Annotated in this window: 16 protein-coding genes; 6 read left to right on the top strand and 10 right to left on the bottom strand. The window is 67.9% G+C overall.

The genetic code is table 11. The features are described 5' to 3' along the window. Positions 1–83: 83 nt before the first annotated feature. From QRM96_RS17265 to QRM96_RS17235, 7 genes are all read right to left on the bottom strand, one after another. Positions 84–1,022 (bottom strand): type IV toxin-antitoxin system AbiEi family antitoxin domain-containing protein, encoded by a 939-nt coding sequence (locus QRM96_RS17265; RefSeq protein ID WP_285320414.1) that lies wholly within the window; start codon positions 1,020–1,022, stop codon positions 84–86. Positions 1,023–1,207: 185 nt separating this feature from the next. Then, positions 1,208–1,957, bottom strand: coding sequence for a dienelactone hydrolase family protein (locus QRM96_RS17260; RefSeq protein WP_285320413.1), 750 nt, complete (start codon positions 1,955–1,957; stop codon positions 1,208–1,210). A 34-nt stretch (positions 1,958–1,991) separates the two neighbouring features. Further along, positions 1,992–3,287, bottom strand: a complete 1,296-nt coding sequence (gene tgt, locus QRM96_RS17255; RefSeq protein WP_285320412.1) for a tRNA guanosine(34) transglycosylase Tgt — start codon at positions 3,285–3,287, stop codon at positions 1,992–1,994. Between the two features lie 66 nt (positions 3,288–3,353). Beyond that, positions 3,354–4,082, bottom strand: a complete 729-nt coding sequence (locus QRM96_RS17250) for an SRPBCC family protein (protein ID WP_285320411.1) — start codon at positions 4,080–4,082, stop codon at positions 3,354–3,356. 72 nt (positions 4,083–4,154) lie between these two features. Next, complete coding sequence (locus QRM96_RS17245) at positions 4,155–5,174, bottom strand: DUF6707 family protein (protein WP_109045900.1); 1,020 nt, start codon at positions 5,172–5,174, stop codon at positions 4,155–4,157. A gap of 88 nt (positions 5,175–5,262) precedes the next feature. Continuing rightward, positions 5,263–5,802, bottom strand: a complete 540-nt coding sequence (locus QRM96_RS17240) for an NUDIX hydrolase family protein (RefSeq protein ID WP_018763774.1) — start codon at positions 5,800–5,802, stop codon at positions 5,263–5,265. 9 nt (positions 5,803–5,811) lie between these two features. Beyond that, positions 5,812–6,540 carry a VOC family protein gene (locus tag QRM96_RS17235; protein WP_133831092.1) on the bottom strand — a complete coding sequence of 243 codons (729 nt, stop codon included), beginning with the start codon at positions 6,538–6,540 and terminating at the stop codon, positions 5,812–5,814. A 108-nt stretch (positions 6,541–6,648) separates the two neighbouring features. On the opposite strand from QRM96_RS17235, the gene QRM96_RS17230 reads away from it, so the two are divergent. Beyond that, positions 6,649–7,251 carry a YdeI/OmpD-associated family protein gene (locus tag QRM96_RS17230; protein WP_285320410.1) on the top strand — a complete coding sequence of 201 codons (603 nt, stop codon included), beginning with the start codon at positions 6,649–6,651 and terminating at the stop codon, positions 7,249–7,251. A gap of 131 nt (positions 7,252–7,382) precedes the next feature. Then, positions 7,383–9,041, top strand: coding sequence for a glycoside hydrolase family 32 protein (locus QRM96_RS17225; RefSeq protein WP_285320409.1), 1,659 nt, complete (start codon positions 7,383–7,385; stop codon positions 9,039–9,041). A gap of 34 nt (positions 9,042–9,075) precedes the next feature. On the opposite strand, the gene QRM96_RS17220 is transcribed toward QRM96_RS17225, so the two are convergent. Continuing rightward, positions 9,076–10,395, bottom strand: coding sequence for a glycoside hydrolase family 76 protein (locus tag QRM96_RS17220; RefSeq protein WP_285320408.1), 1,320 nt, complete (start codon positions 10,393–10,395; stop codon positions 9,076–9,078). Positions 10,396–10,531: 136 nt separating this feature from the next. Between QRM96_RS17220 and QRM96_RS17215 the strand changes: the two genes are divergently transcribed. Both QRM96_RS17215 and QRM96_RS17210 read left to right on the top strand, forming a co-directional pair. Further along, on the top strand, positions 10,532–11,326 hold the full coding sequence (locus tag QRM96_RS17215) for an SDR family NAD(P)-dependent oxidoreductase (RefSeq protein ID WP_133831089.1): 795 nt from the start codon (positions 10,532–10,534) through the stop codon (positions 11,324–11,326). Continuing rightward, entirely contained in the window at positions 11,323–12,531 is a 1,209-nt protein-coding gene (locus QRM96_RS17210) for an acyl-CoA dehydrogenase family protein (protein ID WP_285320407.1), read from the top strand. The genes QRM96_RS17215 and QRM96_RS17210 overlap by 4 nt, the downstream gene beginning before the upstream one ends. Before the next feature lie 15 nt (positions 12,532–12,546). On the opposite strand, the gene QRM96_RS17205 is transcribed toward QRM96_RS17210, so the two are convergent. Next, positions 12,547–13,371, bottom strand: coding sequence for a DUF1684 domain-containing protein (locus tag QRM96_RS17205; RefSeq protein ID WP_285320406.1), 825 nt, complete (start codon positions 13,369–13,371; stop codon positions 12,547–12,549). 191 nt (positions 13,372–13,562) lie between these two features. Here QRM96_RS17205 and ppc point away from each other — a divergent pair, with 191 nt between their 5' ends. Both ppc and QRM96_RS17195 read left to right on the top strand, forming a co-directional pair. Beyond that, on the top strand, positions 13,563–16,370 hold the full coding sequence (gene ppc, locus QRM96_RS17200; RefSeq protein WP_285320405.1) for a phosphoenolpyruvate carboxylase: 2,808 nt from the start codon (positions 13,563–13,565) through the stop codon (positions 16,368–16,370). A gap of 249 nt (positions 16,371–16,619) precedes the next feature. Continuing rightward, positions 16,620–16,925 carry a hypothetical protein gene (locus QRM96_RS17195; RefSeq protein WP_109045907.1) on the top strand — a complete coding sequence of 102 codons (306 nt, stop codon included), beginning with the start codon at positions 16,620–16,622 and terminating at the stop codon, positions 16,923–16,925. On the opposite strand, the gene QRM96_RS17190 is transcribed toward QRM96_RS17195, so the two are convergent. After that, a complete protein-coding gene (locus QRM96_RS17190; protein WP_043424487.1) occupies positions 16,922–17,545 on the bottom strand; it encodes a DedA family protein in 624 nt (207 codons plus the stop codon). The genes QRM96_RS17195 and QRM96_RS17190 overlap by 4 nt on opposite strands. Between the last annotated feature and the right edge of the window lie 48 nt (positions 17,546–17,593).

Raw genomic sequence — 17,593 nt, 5'->3', positions numbered from 1 at the left:
TCGCCGGAAAGATGCCAGGTCGCCGGAAAGAACGGGCGATCTGGTCCCGTTCCGGCGATCTGGCGCTCCACTCGGCGGTTTGGCTACCGCCCAAGTGCGGCCAGGACACGGGCTTTGAACTCATGTTCACGGAAGAGGTCGGCCCAGGTCAGGCGAAGGAAGGTCCAGCCATTCTCGGTGAGGTCCTTCTCGCGCTGCCGCTCCTGAAACAGCACCTCAGCCGTTGGCCGGTAGTCGAAGTACTTCGCTTTCCCGTCGAATTCGAGTGCCACCTTCTTGTCCTTCCAGGCGAAATCAAGCCGGTACCGGCCGGCACGAGTTGCTACCAACACCTGGGGCTCCGGCAGGGGAAGTTTCAGCCGCATCAGGAGTTCCCGGGTCAGTGTTTCGCCGGCTGACTCCGAACGTGGATCTGCATGGTTAAGGGCGCGCCGGAGGGTCCGGATCCCGCGGCGCCCCTCCAGCCCCTCGGCCATGCTTTCGAGGAGGGTTTTGTCGGCCCCAAGCCGGAGGGCATGATCGGTCAGTACCAGTGCCTGGCGGTAACCCAGCATCATGGCGCAATCAACTACCGTCCGCTCCAGCGAGGTCACCCTGAGGCCGCCGAGGGTGACCACCTCCGACGCTGTCCACGGCCGGGTATGGCCTTGGACATCCTTGCCGAGCCGCTCGCTGGAAGGATTCCGCGGCAGCAGAAGGTGGATCGTGTCATCGACTGCCCACAGGTGCAGAGCGTGCATCCGGGCCGCAGAGGTATGGCTGTACACATAGCCGCCCGATGAGGTGGTCAGCGTCCCGTGCGCGTGCGCGCGAATCAACTGCTTGCTGCGGACGGGACTTGTCTGCTTCTCCCACAGCTCGGCGCGGATGTAGCAGCCGTGGCGAAGCCGTACCAGCTTCCCGTGGAGGACCAATGCCTTGATGGCCCGGGAATTGAGGCCGCTCTCGTGCAACTGCGCCGTCCGCCATAGGTTGCCGGTGCTCGGAAGGGAGGGGAGACGGAAAGGCGGCTGGAGTGTCATCCGGACAGGATCCTGCCGCTGCGGCAACTTAGGAAGGCGCCGCCGTCGTCATGTGGAAAACCTGCCAGGGCCGCCCTGCCCCCGGGCTCGCCGCAAGCCGTCCAGCTCGCCGGAAGCCGTCGGGCTCGCCGCAACGTTCCGGCGATCCGGCAGCTTTCCGGCGAGTTCGACGGCGGCCGGCCGGGTCAGGCCTTCAGCGTCCCGTCCAGGAGGGCCCGCAGTTCACGGAAATGTCGTTCCGTGGCTTCAGGGTGGAAGGCCGACGTGTCCGCCATCGTGTACCCGTGGGGAGCCCCGGTGTAGATGACGTTGGACGCCTCCAAGCCCGCGTCCCGCAGCGCGTCGCCCAAGCGGGCCACAGCGTCCGGGGCCATGCTCCTGTCGTTGTCGGCGTGGCCGAACACGAAGCGGGCCCGTGCGTTCCCCAGCCCACGGTGCGGGCTGTCCGGCTCGTCCGTGGCCAGGCCGCCGCCGTGGAAGCCACCGCAGGCTGCCACTAGCTCGGGGTGCGCAGTGGCGGTCCGGACGGCAAGTCGGGCGCCCATGCAGTAGCCGGTGGTTCCGATGGGGCCGGGGGCAACGCCGTCGAGTCCGGCCAGCGCGGCAACCCACGCATCGATGTCCGGCAGCGCCTTGTCCGACGTCAGGTGCCCGACCCGCGGGAACGCCGCCTTGCCGGCCGCTTCCCGGCCTTCGTCGGTGGACATGTCAACGGCCGGGGCCAGCTGCTCCACGGTTCCATCCCGGTAAAAAACGTTGGGAGCCAGCACCACGTAGCCCCAGTCCGCGATGCGCTGCGCCATCTCCTCGATGCGGGGGCGCAGGCCAAAGGCGTCCATGTAAAGGATCACGCCGGGGAACGGGCCGGTTCCGCTGGACGGACGGGCGACAAGGGCTTCGGCAGGGCCTGCTGCGGCCTGGATCTCAATGAGCATCTGGTCAGGATAGCGGAGGCTGCCGGGAGTACGCTCAGGAGTAGTACCGGCCCAGGGTTTCCGCCTTGAAGTCGAAGAACGTGCCGGACTCGATGGCCAGCCGGGCGTCGTCCACCATCTTTACCACGAACCGCTCGTTGTGGATGGAGATGAGGGTGGCGGACACCATTTCCTTGGCCTTGAACAGGTGGTGGATGTATGCCCGGGAGTAGTTGGCACACGCGTAGCAGTCGCAGCCTTCCTGCAGGGGCCCGAAATCGCGCTTGTATTTGGCGCCGGAAAGGTTGAACCGGCCGTAGGGCGTGTAGAAGGCCGAGTTCCGGGCCACGCGGGTGGGGGAGACGCAGTCGAACGTATCGGCGCCGTTTTCGATGGCCGTAAAGATGTCGTCCGGCTCGGAGATCCCCAGCAGGTGGCGCGGCTTGTCCTCCGGCAGTTCCTCGTTGCACCAGCGGACGATCGTGCCCAGGTTCTCCTTCTCCAAGGCCCCGCCAATACCGAAACCGTCGAACGGCATAGCACCAAGGTCCCGGCACGCCTTCCGGCGGAGGTCCTCGTACTGTGCCCCCTGGATCACGCCGAACAGGGCTTGGTACGGCTTGCCCGCGCGGTCCTCCGTCAGGCGGAAGTGCTCCTCAATGCACCGCAACGCCCACAGCCGGGTGCGCTCCAGGGACTCTTCCTGGTAGCGGCGGGAATTCTGCAAGGTGGTGAGCTCGTCGAACGCGAACATGATGTCCGCGCCGATCTGGTGCTGGACCTGCATGGAAATTTCCGGGGAGAAGCGGTGGCGGTCGCCATTGAGGTGGGATTTGAACCAGACACCGTCGTCGTCGATGTGCGCCAGGCGCTCTTTGCCGGGGGCCACGGCGTCATCCGGGCCGGGTGCGCCCGCGGCAGCAACAGTCTTCATGTCGATGACCTTCTTGAACCCGGACCCCAGGCTCATCACCTGGAAACCGCCGGAGTCCGTGAACGTGGGACCGGACCAGTTCATGAAGGCGCCCAGGCCGCCGGCCTCGTCCAGGATGTCCGGGCCGGGCTGAAGGTACAGGTGGTAGGCATTGGCCAGCAGGGCCTGCGCGCCCAGGTCCGCCATCGATTCCGGCAGTACCGCCTTGACCGTTGCTTTGGTGCCGACGGCGATGAACGCCGGCGTCTGGATCTCACCGTGCGGGGTGGTGATGGTGCCGGTGCGGCCCAGGAACTCGCCGCCGTTTTCCCTTTCTTGGGCCGCTGACGGCGGGCAGGAGTCCGCCAGCCGCGTGCCTACGGTGAAAGAGAACTGCGATTGGGTTTCAGGCAGGGCGAAGGCAGGGTTGGCAGGCACCACACCAGTCTGCCAGCAAACCTTACGACGCCGGCAACCGGCCCCGGGCAGGCCGGCGGCGGAGCGTCAGCTGGCTGGGTCCGTCCCGGGGTAGTTGGCCTCCCGCCAAGAATCCCAGGCGGAACGCACGGCGTCGAAGGCTCCGGCGCCAAGGTCATAGGTGGAAACCACCACCAGCGAACCGTCGCCCTCCGCACGGACGTCCTTGATGGCAGGGTGGTCCGCAACCACCAGCAGCCCTTCGCCGTGCTCGGCGTAACTGTGCACGGTGAGGCCCACTTGGTGGCTGGTCCGGTACCAGACCTTGCCGCTGATTTCCTCTCCGGTATCCAAAGTGACCTGGTACGGCTCGCCCGGGGCCGGAAGGTCCTTCAGTCCGAGTTTTTCGATGGCCGAGCCCTTCCCGCCCGTCAGGTGCAGGAACAGGGTGTGCCGCTTGCCGTGCGGGTGGCGTTCCAGCGCGAAGCGGAGCTGCTGCAGGAACGTCAGCCACCCTTGGGTGATGTCCTCGTCCCAGGCTGCCCACTCCGAATTGTGGTCCAGCGCCCCGCGTGTGACGCTGACCCTTGTCCCTTCCGGCACCGGGTGGAGTTCGAACGTGTCCCCGCCGTGCACCGTCAGGCTGGTATGGTCCGCGGATTCCTGTTCGTCGCCGGAGAAATAGATCTGCTTGATCTCGGACTCCAGGTCCTCGGCCTGCCAGCCGTGCCACTGGGCCACCTTGGACGGTTCACGCAGCATGGTCCAGACCTGCGGCGCGTCGGCGTTGATCACTACGCTGAGATTGTTCGTCATAGCCCCGAATGTACAACTCCGGCTTCGCCCCGGGTAGGGGGAATTTTTACCGCCGGAGGGTCGCCGCCGGGCTCAGGCTCGGACTGCCTCCAGCTCGTTGCTGATGCGGCGTTCAAGTTCGGTCATGCCGATGGTTTCCGAACCGCCGTGGGCACGCAGGAACAGCAGGGACTCCAGCCGCAGGAGCCGCCATTCGCGTTCTGCGTCGTGGTTGGAGTTGTCGATCGAGCGGAAGATTTCCTTGTCGTACAGGTTGGGCTCGTTGAGTGAGCGCTGCCGCACCTTGGCCGCCATGCGCGCCTTGAACGGATCCGTTTCCTGGTTTTCCGGGGTACGGATCAGTTTCTCGTAGACTTCGGCGCGTTTATCCTGGCCGTCCTGCCGGCAGATGTAGCTGGCCAGTGCCAGGGATGCTTCCACGGAGGTCCACCGGCCCGGGTTGCCGTCGTAGGGCAGCACCGTGAGGAGGTCCGCGACGGACAGCGCGGCGTCTGCGTCCTTGAGCGTGACGAACAGTTCGTGCGCGAGGTCGCTGAGGTCCTTCAGGCAGCTGCCGGACTTGAAGTTGACCCCTTTGGACAGCCGGTCGGCCAGGAGCAGGACACCCTCCGCATCAGGGTGCGCTTCCGCAGCGGCTTCCACCACGGACTCAGGGGTGCCGGCCGGCGCCGGGATGAGCGCGAGCTCCTCCTCGCTGGGTCCGGTTGCCGCGGGCGGCGCGGGCGGCAGCGGGGGAAGGACGACGGCGGGCGCCACCGCAATGGGGCCCGTCCCGGCCGCCGGCTGGGCCGGCGCGGCTCCCGCCTCGGGCAAAGGTGCGGCCTCTGGAAGGTCCGCCGGCAGCGGAAGCTGCGTGACGTCGTCGTGCGCTCCATCCACAACGGTGACCGTGGCGCCCACGGCAACCCTCAGCGTTCCGCCGCCGGAAAGGCTCGCCAGTACCAGGGCCGGGGAGCCGTAGTCGTCCCGCTCAAGCTCCACCTGGTCGATTTCGGCGGTGCGTTGGCCGTCCGGAAGGAGGATGTGGGTGCCGGTGGTCAGAGATCCAGCCTGCTGTTCACGGTGGTGCCTGGCGGCTGGTGTTTCGGTCATGGGAGTCCTTAAGTTCTCTTGCGGTCCGCCCTACAGTCTACAAAGCCGGGCACCTAAAACCGGGGACCCCCACGTCCCGGCGGGGTGGTCAGAAGCCCACGCCTGCGAAGGCCAGAGCCTGCCGGATGAGGCCGCCGCGGCCGCCGGAAAACTCCATCTGGACGCCCGGGCTGAGCACTTCTTCCGGGGTCATCCACGTCAGTTCCAGGGCGTCTTGGCGGGGTTCGCACTCGCCCGTGACCGGGATGATGTAGGCCAGGGACACGGCGTGTTGCCGCTCGTCGGTGAACCCTGTCTGGGACGGTGCCGGGAAGTATTCGGCCACCGTGAACGGCACGGGGCTGAGCGGAAGCTGGGGGAACGCCAGGGGGCCCAGGTCCTTTTCCATGTGCCGCAGCAGGGCGGCGCGGATGGTCTCGCGGTAGATGACCCGGCCGGACACCAGGGAGCGCACCATGGTCCCGTCGGCATCGGCCTGCAGCAGCGTTCCCACCTCGTTGACGTAGCCCAGCGGGTCCAGCCTGACCGGAACTGCCTCCACGTACACCATGGGCAGCCGCCCGCGCGCCTCAAAGAGGTCTTCTTCGGAGAGCCAGCCGGGATTCGGGTCAGGTGTGCGCACGTTCATGGTTAAGTTCTACCCCATGGGGCGGCGCTCCGAGATCCAGACGGTGGCGGGCGCGTTGGGGCTGCCAGCGTCCGGATTGGCCACGTGGAGGGTGCTCCCGAAGGCCTCCTCGGTAAGGCTGGCCGGGAAACCGGCTCCAGCGAGCCGCTCCCGCAACGGTTCCAGCGGGCCGCCGTACTCGAAGCCCAGGCCGGAGCGGGACGGCCCGGACGCCGCCCGGACCAGCAGGACGCCGCCGTTCTTGGCCGTGAAGTCGGCGGTTTCGTCGTCGTCGGGCACGGGCCGCGGCCGCGCCCCGATATGCAGCATGGTGCGGACGGCAGCTTCCGGATCTGCGGTGTACCAGACGGCGACGACGGCAAGGGCGGGGTCGGCGTCGGCGCACTGGGCCTCGTGGACGGCCTTGTCGGCCAAGAAGCTGAAGCCGTCCGGCGCGCTGATGCGGCAGGCTTCGCCGTGGTCGGCCGTGACCAGTTCGGCGGGCACGGTTGCCTCCTCCTGTGCCGAGTCGTTGGTGCGGCGGGCAAACTCTGCCACGTCGCCCACCTCCACCGCGAAGACGGTGCGGCCGTCCTGCCCGGACCCGGCCTCCGCCCCATGCAGCGCCAGGCGGCCGGACGCGGAATCGAAAACCTGCCAGCCGCCGTCGTCCTCTGTTTGTGCCATCCCCAGTACGGTAAGGAACTGCTTCCAGGTGTCGGTGCGCGAGGTGAAGTGGACGGGGCGGACTCGGAGCATGGCGTTGTCCTTGGTGCTGGGTGGCGTGCGGCTGTATGGCCATGATGCCACGTGGCCGGCCGGTGCGCAGGGGCTTGTGGCAGGTCATTTTCCCGGCAGAATGGGGCCATGGCCGATGACCTCGAGGAACTGCTGGTGCCCGACGCCGCTGCCTGGCGCGCCTGGCTGGAAGCGAACCACAACACCAGCCCCGGCGTCTGGCTGGTGCTGCATAAGAAGGGCGGCACGGTAACCGGCCTCGACTATCCGGCGGCCCTGGATGAGGCCCTGTGCTTTGGCTGGATCGACGGGCAGCTCCGGCGCCGCGATGATGAAAGCTCGTTCCAGCGGATGACACCCCGGCGGCCCAGGAGTATCTGGTCCGCCCGGAACGTGGGGCATGTCGCCCGGCTGGAAGCGGAGGGAAAGATGACCGACGCCGGCAGGGCGGCAGTTGCCGCGGCCAAGGCGGACGGCCGCTGGGAAGCAGCCTACGGCGGCCAGGCCGACGTGGAGGTCCCCCCGGACCTTGCGGCAGCGATCGCCGCGAACCCGGCCGCGCAGGAGATGTTCGATGTCCTGACCAAGACCAACCTGTTCGCCCTGGTGTTCCGGACCAACACGGCCAAGCAGGCAGCCACCCGGGAACGCCGGATCGCCGCGTTCGTGGAGATGCTGGCACGGGGCGAGACGCCGTATCCGCAGAAGAAGCGCCCCGCAGGCCGTGACTAGCTGCGGCCGCATGACGAACCGGATTCGGCTCCCGGCGGCCTGCCGGGTAAAATTGACGGTTCACTTGCGCTGGTGCCGTTCCCCGACCCGGGGGACGGCACTTGTGCGTTCAGCGACGGATCGATGACCCCATGCTCCCCAAAATTTTCGGACCGGCGTATGCCGCCCTTCGGCGCCGCCCCCTTCTGTGGACGGCCGCAGCCGTGGCCGTGCTCCTGGTGGCGGCGGCCCTGGTGATTACCGGAAACACGCGGACGGTCGACGGACAGCACGATGGTGCGGCACCCACGGCACCCCCAGCATCAACGGCACCCCCAGGGCCGCAGGCGCCACCGGCTGGCCAAACCGGCTACCGGCCTGCCTACCATCTCACCCCGGACCAGCGGTGGATGAATGATCCCCAGCGGCCGTTCTTCCTGGATGGTCTCTGGCATTACTACTACCTCTACAACGCCGACTATCCGGAGGGGAACGGGACCGAATGGTTCCACGCCACCAGCACCGATCTGGTGCACTGGGAGAACCGGGGCGTGGCCATCCCCAAGTTCCGCAACGGACTGGGGGACATCGAGACCGGCTCCGCCGTGGTGGATACGGAAGGCACCGCGGGCTTTGGCAAGGGGGCGGTCATCGCGGTGCTCACCCAGCAGCTCGACGGCGTGCAGCGCCAGTCCCTTTTCTACTCCACGGACCAGGGCTACAGCTTCCAAAGCTATGGACACAACCCGGTGATGGAAAACCCCGGCGCGGAGCACTGGCGGGACCCGCGCACTGTCCGCGACGACGCCAACAACCAGTGGCTCATGCTCCTCGCTGAGGGCCACAAGATCGGGTTCTATACCTCCCCCGACCTTAAGCGGTGGACCTACATGTCCGGGTTCGAGCAGGACGGGCTGGGTATCCTGGAGTGCCCGGACTTCTTCCAAATGGACATCGACGGCGACCCCGCCAAACGCACCTGGGTCCTGGCCGCGAGCGCCAACGGTTCCAAGGAAGGCCGCACCACCGGCCTGGCCTACTGGACCGGCACGTTCGACGGCAAGGCCTTCACGGCGGACGGCGGCCACCAATGGCTCGACGGCGGGGCGGACTTCTACGCGGCCGTCACCTGGGATGATCCGCGCCAAAGCGATGGCCAACGGAAGGCATCCCGGCACGCCATCGGCTGGATGAACAACTGGGCCTATGCCCGGGAGTTGCCCACTGACGGCTGGTTCGGGGCGGCTTCGGTGGTCCGCGACATCCGGCTCGCGTCCGGCACCGGCCGCCCCGCCCTGGTGCAGGCGCCCACCCCTGCGCTCCAGTCCTTGGAAGGGACGCCTGTCCAGGTGCCCGCCGGCCCGATCCGGGATGCCCGTACCCTGCCCATCCCGGACACCGGAGCGTTCAAGGCCGACGTCGAGCTGGAAAAACCCGCCGACGGCACCGGGAAAGCCACCCTGCTCCTGCAAAGCGGTGGCACCACCTACGCCACCATCGGCTACGACTTCGCGGCCGGCCGGGCCTTCATCACCCGGGACGGGGACGCCGCGGCCGGCGGCCAGGGGAAGGGACCCTCCGAGGGCAGCGGCGAGTACCGCCAGGCCCGTTCGGTGGAGGCGCGCACCGCCGGCGGGACCGTGCAGCTGACCGCCTACGTGGACCGGTCCTCCGTGGAGGTTTTCGTGGACGGACAGTCCCTGACGTCCCTCATGTTCCCGCCGGCAGGCCCGAAAGAGGTCCGGTTGGCCGCTGACGTGCCCCTGACGCTGAAAGCCGGAACAGTCACGCCGCTGTCCGGTATCCGCTGAGCGCAGGCCCTGCCGGTTTGGCCGGGCTTGCCTGTCATACGGCCGGACCGGGCTGTTCAGTGGCCCGGCCGGCGGACATGACCGTGGCCGCTGCCTCCAGCGTCATCCAGGCCTGCAGCTGGGTGGCGAGCTCCACCGGCACTCCCGGCGGATAGGTCCGGTCCGCGGGTTGGCAGGCGTGAACGGAGAAGATGCTCCTGCCGGCCAGGGGCGCCTTTGCTTCACCGGCGCCCACCGGCCGCCGTCCGGCCCAGAACGCCTCGGCGGTGTCCAGCACCAACGCAGCGGCCGCAGCGCGGGCAGGCCCGGGTAGCCGCCGGTCCGCCGCGGCAAGCGCGAGGTACCTGCAGAGGATCCCGGTGAAGAGACCGCCGTCGCCCGTTCCTTCGCAGCGCAGCACCGTGCCGGCGTTGGCGTTGCCGCCGGCTGCCGGAACGGTCAGCAGCCGCTGGACGGAGTCCACCAGTGCGGCGGCCCGGGCCAGGTTGGCGTCGCCGCCCAGTTCCAGGAGGGCGCCCAGGACCGGGCCTTGGTTGTAGGTGTACAGCGACCGTTCCACCAGCACATCCCCGGCAGGACCCAGCCGTGCACCGTCGAGGTAGAGTCCCTGGTCCTGGTCGAAGAGGGTGGCGTCCAGCCAGTCCAGCAGCGTCTGTGCCATGCCGCGCCGGCCGGTGCGGGCATAGAACAACGCCACAGGTGCCGTGGCCGGGGTGTTCTTGAAATCGCGCTTCTTGCTCCAGAACGTCCCCCCGCCCAAATCGTCGGTGCAGGCGGAGTCGAACTGCAGGGCCAGTGCGGAACGCACCCGGGCGTTGCGCCGGCGCCCGGGCCGCTGCGCTTCTTCTGCGAGCTTGTCCAGCCGCAGGGTCGCCAGGGCCAGCCATGCCATGTCGTCGTAGTAGCTGTTCACGAGCGTCAGGGCATTGCGGAGCCTCATACCGGTGACCAGCCGTGAGGCGAGATGCCCTGCGCTGGGACGGTCCGGCCCGTTGAACCGAGCAGCCGGCGTGGCTCCGCCGGCCAGCTCTCGCAGGCCGGTGTCCACCAGGCAGTCCACGTAATGCGCCTGCCACCAGTAGTGCCATGGGGACAGCAGACCCGCGGCAGGCCTTGCGCCGCGGAGTGCGGCGAGCCACCGCTCCCGCGGCCGGCCGGGTTCTTGCCCCGCAACGGGTTCTTGCCCCGCCTCGGGGGCGTCCTTCCCGGCCGGGTGCCTGCCCTGCCACACCACGGCAGCGAGGTGCGTTCCGGGAAGGAGCAAGAGGTTCCGGCCGAACAGCCCGGTCACGGAGCGGGCCGCGTGGTCCGCACGGTCCTGCCAGGTGGCCAAGTCGGTGCTGCTGGAGGTCATGCCGTCCACCCTAGCGGCGGTGCCGGGTCCTCGGCTCCGCGGGGGTGAGTGCGGCGGCGCGGTATTTCAGTTAACATTCATTAACTGTTGCCCGAGGCCGCGCCGCGGCCGGAGGCACGCGCATCAAGGAGGATGTATGGACATCAAAGGCAGCGTCGCCCTGGTCACAGGCGGGGCCTCCGGGCTGGGAGCGGCCACCGCACGCAGGTTGTTCGACGACGGCGCCTCGGTGGTGCTCCTGGACCTCGCCTCCTCGGGCGGCCAGGCGGTGGCGGACGACCTCAATGGCCGCGCCCAAGCCGGGCAGTCCGCCGTCTTCGCCGCGGCGGACGTGACCAGCGAAGCCGAGGTGCGGGCCGCCGTCGCAACAGCCGCCGGGCTGGGCCCGCTGCGGATCGTAGTGAACTGCGCAGGAATTGCCACTCCCGGCAAGGTGCTGGGCCGTGCTGGCGTCCTGCCGCTGGAAGCGTTCAGCCGCGTTGTCCAGGTCAACCTGGTCGGCACCTTCAACGTGCTGCGGCTGGCGGCCGAGGCCATGGCGGCCACCGAACCCGTCGCCACCCGGTTGGGCGGCCCGGAGCGCGGCGTCATCATCAACACGGCATCCGTGGCCGCTTTCGACGGGCAGATCGGCCAGCCCGCCTACTCAGCCTCCAAGGGGGCCGTGGCCGCCATGACGCTGCCCATCGCCCGGGAACTGGCACGCTCGCTGATCCGGGTGGTCACCATCGCCCCGGGCATCTTCGAAACGCCCATGATGGCAGGCCTGCCGCAGGAGGCCCAGGACTCGCTGGGCGCCCAGGTACCGCACCCGTCCCGGCTGGGGAAGCCGGCGGAGTACGCCAACCTGGTGGCGCACATCGTCGATAACGCCATGCTGAACGGGGAGACCATCCGCTTGGACGGCGCCATCCGGATGGGGCCGCGATGAGTTCCCCGGACATCCCGGACCTGCCGGCGGCGGACTTCTTCGCCGTCGAATCCATGCTGGGACAGGCCGAGCGCAACAAGCTGGCGGAGCTGCGGGACTTCCTTGCCGCCGACGTGGCACCCTACGCCGGCGACTGGTGGAACAAAGCCGAGTTCCCTGCCCACATCCTGCCCAAGCTGGCCGCCCTGGAACTGAGCACGCCGGCGCACCGGGGCTACAGCAACCTGTTCGCCGGGCTGGTCATCGCGGAGATGACCCGCGTGGACACCTCCCTGGCCACGTTCTTCCTGGTCCACCACGACCTCTTCGTCGAATCCCTGCACGCCTTCGGCTCGCCGGACCAGAAACGGCGGCTGCTGGCCGACGCCTCGAACCTGCGGATCACCGGCGCCTTCGCCCTCACCGAACCCCTGCACGGCTCCGACGTCGCCGGCGGCATGGAGACACGTGCCCGGCGGATTTCCTCCGGCACCGGAGAAGCGGACGACGCCGGCGACACGTGGGTGCTCAACGGCGCCAAACGTTGGATCGGCAACGGGACGTTCTGCGACCACATGCTGGTCTGGGCGCGCGACGAAGCCGACGGTTCAGTCCGGGGCTTCATCGTGGACGCCGGCCTGCCTGGCGTCAGCCGGAGCAGGATCGAGAACAAGATCGCGCTGCGGACCGTCCAGAACGCGGACATCGTCTTCAGCGACGTGCGGGTGCCGGAGGCGGACCGCTTCAGCGGCATCAGCAGCTTCGAGGACACCAAGGAGCTGCTGCGCAGTTCGCGGATCATGGTGGCCTGGCAGACGGTGGGCCAGCAGCTGGCGGCGTTCGACGTCGCCCGGCAGTACGCCGTGGAGCGTCAGCAGTTCGGCCGGCCGCTGGCGCACTTCCAGCTGATCCAGCAACAGCTGGTGACCATGCTGGGCAACACCGTGGCCAGCATGGGAATGATGGCTGGGATCGCCAGGCTCCAGGACGAGGGCGCAGCGGGCATGCCGCAGGTGGCCCTGGCCAAGTCGTACCTCAGCGCCCGGATGCGCGAAACCGTGGCGCTGGGCCGGTCCATCCTTGGCGGCAACGGCATTGTCACCGACTACCGGATGGCCAAGATCTTCGCCGACGCCGAGGCCATCTACACCTACGAGGGCTCGTTCGAGGTCAACACCCTGATCGTGGGCCGGGCCATCACAGGGGTGTCAGCGTTCGGGGGTTGAACCTGTCGAAACCGGTCACGCGCCCGGGTACGGCTGCTTCTCTCCTGCCTCCACGCGGATGTCCAGGCTGTTGTTCTTCACGGGCATGGGGCAGGTGCCGTAGGGGGTGAAGGCGCTGGGGTAGTTGATGGCACGGTTGAAGTCCAGGACCACGGAGCCGTCCGGGCGGGGCCGGGGCAGCGAAAGCTTCCGCCAGTCGTCCGTGGTGTCGCCGTTCGTTTCGTCGTGGAAGGTGACGGTCAGCGCGCCCAGTCTCTCCTCCTCGGCCTGCAGCCGGAACTCGTGGCTGCTGCCGGGGAGGCCAAAGACCACCTCACCCACGCTGCGGTGCACGCCGTCCACCAGCGGGTTGGCGGTTCCGATCGGTACGTCCACCGGCTCAGGGTAGGGCACGAACCGGCCGGTGACTTCCCACTCCGGGTTGTACGGGTAGGTGGGGACGCCGTCGAACTCGGTGAACACCGGCGAGGCCGAATCCCGGGTGCGGATCGCGTATTTCCCGCCGCGCATCGCCAGTTCCACCACCACCTGGTTCCCGTCCGGGCCGCCGAACCGGACCCACATCAGCGACTCCTCGTCCGCGAGGACAGCGGACACGGTGCCGTCCACCTTTCCGCCCGTCTCCACCAGCGTGAGCCCGTCCGCCGGGACCGCGGTGAGTACCGCCGTCGTGCCGTCCACGGACCAGAGGCCCGGGGCGAGGTCGACGCCGGCAGGTGAGTCCTCGAGCCACTGGAAAGAGGTCAGGGTGAGCCAGCCGTGCGGGGCTGCCAGCGCCTTGTCCCGGTTGGTGCGGAAGCGCTGCCAGCGCTCGAACTTGGCTGCGGTGGTGGTGGACATGGTTCCTTCCGGTTGCGTGTGCCCACGCTACAACCACGGGTATTTCCTGTTCATTCCGCCGGTGGCGACATCTTTTGAGACAGATTCCACTGTGGCGCCGGACCGGGGGTAGCATCTTTAGCTAGTAACGTGGCTCACAGTATCCAGCGCAGTGTACGAGCCAAGTCCGAAACCCTCGAAAGATAGCTTCCATGGCTCACACTGCAGCACATCCCGAAACAGACCTGGCCTCCGAACTGAGGGCAGACGTCCGCCGTGTTTCCACCCTCCTCGGCGAATCCCTGGTCCGCCAGCATGGGCCCGAACTCCTGGACCTCGTGGAACAGGTCCGGCTGCTGACCAAGGAATCCAAGGAAGCGGCGCGCGGCGGCGCGGACGCCACCGGCCCCTGGAGCGCGCACGACGTCGTCGCCCAGGTCCGCGAACTGCTCGGCTCCCTGCCGATTGAGCAGGCAACCGACCTGGTGCGCGCCTTCGCGTTCTACTTCCACCTGGCCAACGCCGCCGAGCAGGTCCATCGGGTCCGCGGCCTGCGAAACCGGGCGGAAAAGGACGGCTGGCTGGCCAAGACCGTGGCGGACATCGCCGAGCAGGCGGGCCCGGACGTCCTCCAGGAAGTGGTCAACGGGCTGGACGTCCGCCCAATCTTCACCGCACACCCCACCGAAGCGTCCCGCCGCTCGGTCCTGGACAAGATCCGCAAGATCTCCGACGTCCTGTCCCACTCCACGGCCGAGGGGTCAACGGCGCGGCGGAGGCAGGACCGGCAGCTGGCCGAGATCATCGACCAGATGTGGCAGACCGACGAACTGCGCCAGGTCCGGCCCACGCCCGTGGATGAGGCCCGGAACGCCATCTACTACCTGGGTGGCATCCTCACCGACGCCATGCCGCAGATGTTGTCCGAACTCGCCGACCTCCTGGGTGAGCACGGTGTCAGCCTGGCCGCCAAGGACGCACCCATCCGGTTCGGTTCCTGGATCGGCGGTGACCGCGACGGCAACCCGAACGTCACCGCGGCCGTGACCCGGGAAATCCTCCAGATCCAAAACCAGAGCGCCATCCGCATCAGCATCGGCATGATCGATGAACTGATCTCCGTGCTCTCCAACTCCACCGCCCTGGCCGGTGCCGACCGCGCGCTGCTCGAATCAATCGAAACGGACCTGAAGAACCTGCCGGGCCTGGACAAGCGGGTCCTGGAACTGAATGCGCAGGAGCCCTACCGGCTGAAGCTCACCTGCATCAAGGCCAAGCTCATCAACACGGGCAAGCGGGTGGCAGTCAATTCGAACCACGAGCACGGGCGCGACTACAACGCCACCGATGAACTCATGGCCGACCTGCAGCTGCTCGAACTCTCGCTCCGCAACCACTCGGCAGCCCTGGCCGCAGACGGTTCGCTGGCACGGGTGCGCCGCGCCATCGCCTCGTTCGGGCTGCACCTGGCCACGCTGGACATCCGCGAACACGCCGACCACCACCACGACGCCGTCGGGCAGTTGATGGACCGGATTGGTGGCCCCGGGCTGCGCTACGCGGAGCTGAGCCGCGAGGAACGCTTCGAGGTTCTGGGCTCCGAACTGGCGTCCCGCCGCCCGCTCTCCGGCCACCCGATCAAGCTCGACGGCGCCGCCGACGGCACCTACGACGTCTTCCGGGAGATCCGGCGGGCCCTGCGCATGTACGGGCCGGACGTCATCGAAACCTACATCATCTCCATGACCCGCGGCGCAGACGACGTCCTCGCCGCTGCCGTCCTGGCCCGCGAAGCCGGCCTGGTGAACCTGTTCGGCGACAAGCCTTACGCCAAGCTTGGCTTCGCCCCGCTGCTGGAAACGGTGGAGGAGCTGCGGGCCTCGGCCGAGATTGTCGACCAGCTGCTGTCCGATCCCTCCTACCGGGAGCTGGTGCGGTTGCGCGGGGACGTCCAGGAAGTGATGCTGGGCTACTCGGACTCGAACAAGGAATCCGGCGTCATGACCAGCCAGTGGGAGATCCACAAGACCCAGCGCAAGCTGCGCGATATCGCGGCCAAGCACGGCGTCCGCGTCCGCCTGTTCCACGGCCGCGGCGGTTCCGTGGGCCGTGGCGGCGGACCCACCTATGACGCCATCCTGGCCCAGCCCAACGGCGTCCTGGAAGGCGAAATCAAGTTCACAGAACAGGGTGAGGTCATCTCGGACAAGTACTCCCTGCCCGAACTGGCCCGGGAGAACCTGGAACTCTCACTCGCTGCGGTGCTGCAGGGTTCGGCCCTGCACCGCACCCCTCGGACTTCCGAGGACCAGCGGGAGCGATACGGACACGTCATGGAGTCCATCTCGGATGCCGCGTTCGACCGCTACCGCAAGCTGATCGACCACCCGGACCTGCCCGCCTACTTCATGGCGTCCACGCCGGTGGAACAGCTCGGGTCGCTCAACATCGGCTCCCGGCCGTCCAAGCGTCCGGATTCGGGCGCGGGCCTCGGCGGCCTGCGCGCCATTCCATGGGTGTTCGGCTGGACGCAGTCGCGGCAGATCGTGCCGGGCTGGTTCGGCGTGGGCTCGGGGTTGAAGGCTGCCCGGGAAGCCGGTCACTCCGCCCAGCTGGTGGAGATGATGGACCACTGGAACTTCTTCCGGTCCGTGCTGTCCAACGTGGAGATGACCCTGGCCAAGACGGACATGGACATCGCCGGCTACTACGTGTCCACCCTGGTCCCGGAAGAACTGCACCACCTGTTCCGCACCATCCGGGAGGAATACGAACTCACAGTGGTCGAGGTCCGCAAGCTCACCGGCGAGGACATCCTCCTGGACGCCCAGCCCACGCTGAAGCGTTCCCTGGAGATCCGCGACCAATACCTGGATCCCATCAGCTACCTTCAGGTCGAGCTGATGCGCCGTATCCGGACCGAGGCGGAAATCAGCGAGGCCGAGATCGACGAGCGCCTCCAGCGGGCCATGCTCATCACCGTGAATGGAGTTGCCGCAGGCCTGCGCAACACCGGCTAGGAACCCCCGCTCACTTCCGGCGGCTTTTCTTCCGACGCGGGCTCACCTATTGCCGTTGGCATCCCAACGCGCGCTCACGTTTTGCGGTTCCAACCCAAACCCCCGCTCACTTTTTACCATTCCAACCCAAACCCCCGCTCACTCTCTTGAAGAGAGTGAGCGGGGGTTGGGTTTTTGGCGGCAGGATGTGAGCGGGGGTTGGGTTTTGGGGGACAGGATGTGAGCGGGGGTTTGGATAGGGTGGAGGGCATGCCTTCCTTCCAGACCCGCCTCAAGATCACCGGGCTGCGGCCGGGGAATCCGCCGGAGTCCGTCATGGACGCCGCCGTAGAGGCGCTGGGCACCCGCCACCACGTGGAGGCGCACCAGTTGCAGATTGCCGGCGGGGTGCCGCAACTCAACCTTCGATTCCTTGTGGAAGCCACCGAGTACTCCGGTGAGAACCAGCAGGCGCTGGAGTCGGCAAGCATGATGCGCGACGCCGTCGAACGCGTTGCGCTGACAGGTGCGCTCAGCGTGCTGCGGCGCAGCCGCGGCAAGTGGCTGCCCGTCTAGCCTGCGTCCGGAATGGGCTCGTCCTCCACGGGGGACCTGTCGCCGCGCCGGCGGGTGACGATCAGCCCCACGACGGCGCCGATCACCAGGCCCACGGCCACCCCGATCAGGGAACTGGCCCAGAACGGCAGCCTGGTGGTTGACCCCGTAAAGTACCCCAGCCCGACGAGCCAGCAGGCCCAGAGGACCGCCCCCAGCCCGGCGCAGAGTCCGAAGCCGCGCACCGAGACATTTGCGACCCCTGACGCTGCTGAGGTTGCCAGCCGGCCGCCGGGGATGAACCGTGCGCCGATGATGGTGCCATAGGTGGACGACCGCCCGGCCTTGGCCAGGGCTGCATGGATGCCGGCGTGCACCCGGCGCCCCCATTTCCAGCGGTCCAGTACGTGGCTGAGCCGGCGGCGGAACAGGTGGAACACCACCATGTCGCCAATCCAGGACGCCAGGGCGGCGAGCACCAGGACAAGGAACACGTTGGCCCGGCCGTCCGCGGACAATGCGCCGCCGGTAATCACCACCATCTCCGAGGGGATGGGCGGGAAAATGGCGTCGCCAACCACCAGCGGGATGACCCAGAAATAGAGGGCCGCTCCCCAGCTGTCAGCGCTGCCGAAGTCCATTGCCACAAGGTACCGCACTTTTGCCGGCCCGGCGGTGCCCGTGACGGG

The organism is Pseudarthrobacter sp. lyk4-40-TYG-27 (genome assembly GCF_030209295.1).
Taxonomy (GTDB): Bacteria; Actinomycetota; Actinomycetes; order Actinomycetales; family Micrococcaceae; genus Arthrobacter.
Note: the sequence above shows the minus strand (reverse complement) of the source record. Positions and strands in the feature narration are given on the sequence as shown.

Coding starts and splice junctions, on each gene's coding strand:
- ppc (WP_285320405.1), top strand. CDS start 13,563: ATGGCTCACACTGCAGCACATCCCGAAACAGACCTGGCCTCCGAACTG.
- QRM96_RS17235 (WP_133831092.1), bottom strand. CDS start 6,540: ATGCTCCGAGTCCGCCCCGTCCACTTCACCTCGCGCACCGACACCTGG.
- QRM96_RS17220 (WP_285320408.1), bottom strand. CDS start 10,395: ATGACCTCCAGCAGCACCGACTTGGCCACCTGGCAGGACCGTGCGGAC.
- QRM96_RS17240 (WP_018763774.1), bottom strand. CDS start 5,802: ATGAACGTGCGCACACCTGACCCGAATCCCGGCTGGCTCTCCGAAGAA.
- QRM96_RS17245 (WP_109045900.1), bottom strand. CDS start 5,174: ATGACCGAAACACCAGCCGCCAGGCACCACCGTGAACAGCAGGCTGGA.
- QRM96_RS17260 (WP_285320413.1), bottom strand. CDS start 1,957: ATGCTCATTGAGATCCAGGCCGCAGCAGGCCCTGCCGAAGCCCTTGTC.
- QRM96_RS17210 (WP_285320407.1), top strand. CDS start 11,323: ATGAGTTCCCCGGACATCCCGGACCTGCCGGCGGCGGACTTCTTCGCC.
- QRM96_RS17265 (WP_285320414.1), bottom strand. CDS start 1,022: ATGACACTCCAGCCGCCTTTCCGTCTCCCCTCCCTTCCGAGCACCGGC.
- QRM96_RS17225 (WP_285320409.1), top strand. CDS start 7,383: ATGCTCCCCAAAATTTTCGGACCGGCGTATGCCGCCCTTCGGCGCCGC.
- QRM96_RS17230 (WP_285320410.1), top strand. CDS start 6,649: ATGGCCGATGACCTCGAGGAACTGCTGGTGCCCGACGCCGCTGCCTGG.
- QRM96_RS17190 (WP_043424487.1), bottom strand. CDS start 17,545: ATGGACTTCGGCAGCGCTGACAGCTGGGGAGCGGCCCTCTATTTCTGG.
- QRM96_RS17195 (WP_109045907.1), top strand. CDS start 16,620: ATGCCTTCCTTCCAGACCCGCCTCAAGATCACCGGGCTGCGGCCGGGG.
- QRM96_RS17205 (WP_285320406.1), bottom strand. CDS start 13,371: ATGTCCACCACCACCGCAGCCAAGTTCGAGCGCTGGCAGCGCTTCCGC.
- QRM96_RS17215 (WP_133831089.1), top strand. CDS start 10,532: ATGGACATCAAAGGCAGCGTCGCCCTGGTCACAGGCGGGGCCTCCGGG.
- QRM96_RS17250 (WP_285320411.1), bottom strand. CDS start 4,082: ATGACGAACAATCTCAGCGTAGTGATCAACGCCGACGCGCCGCAGGTC.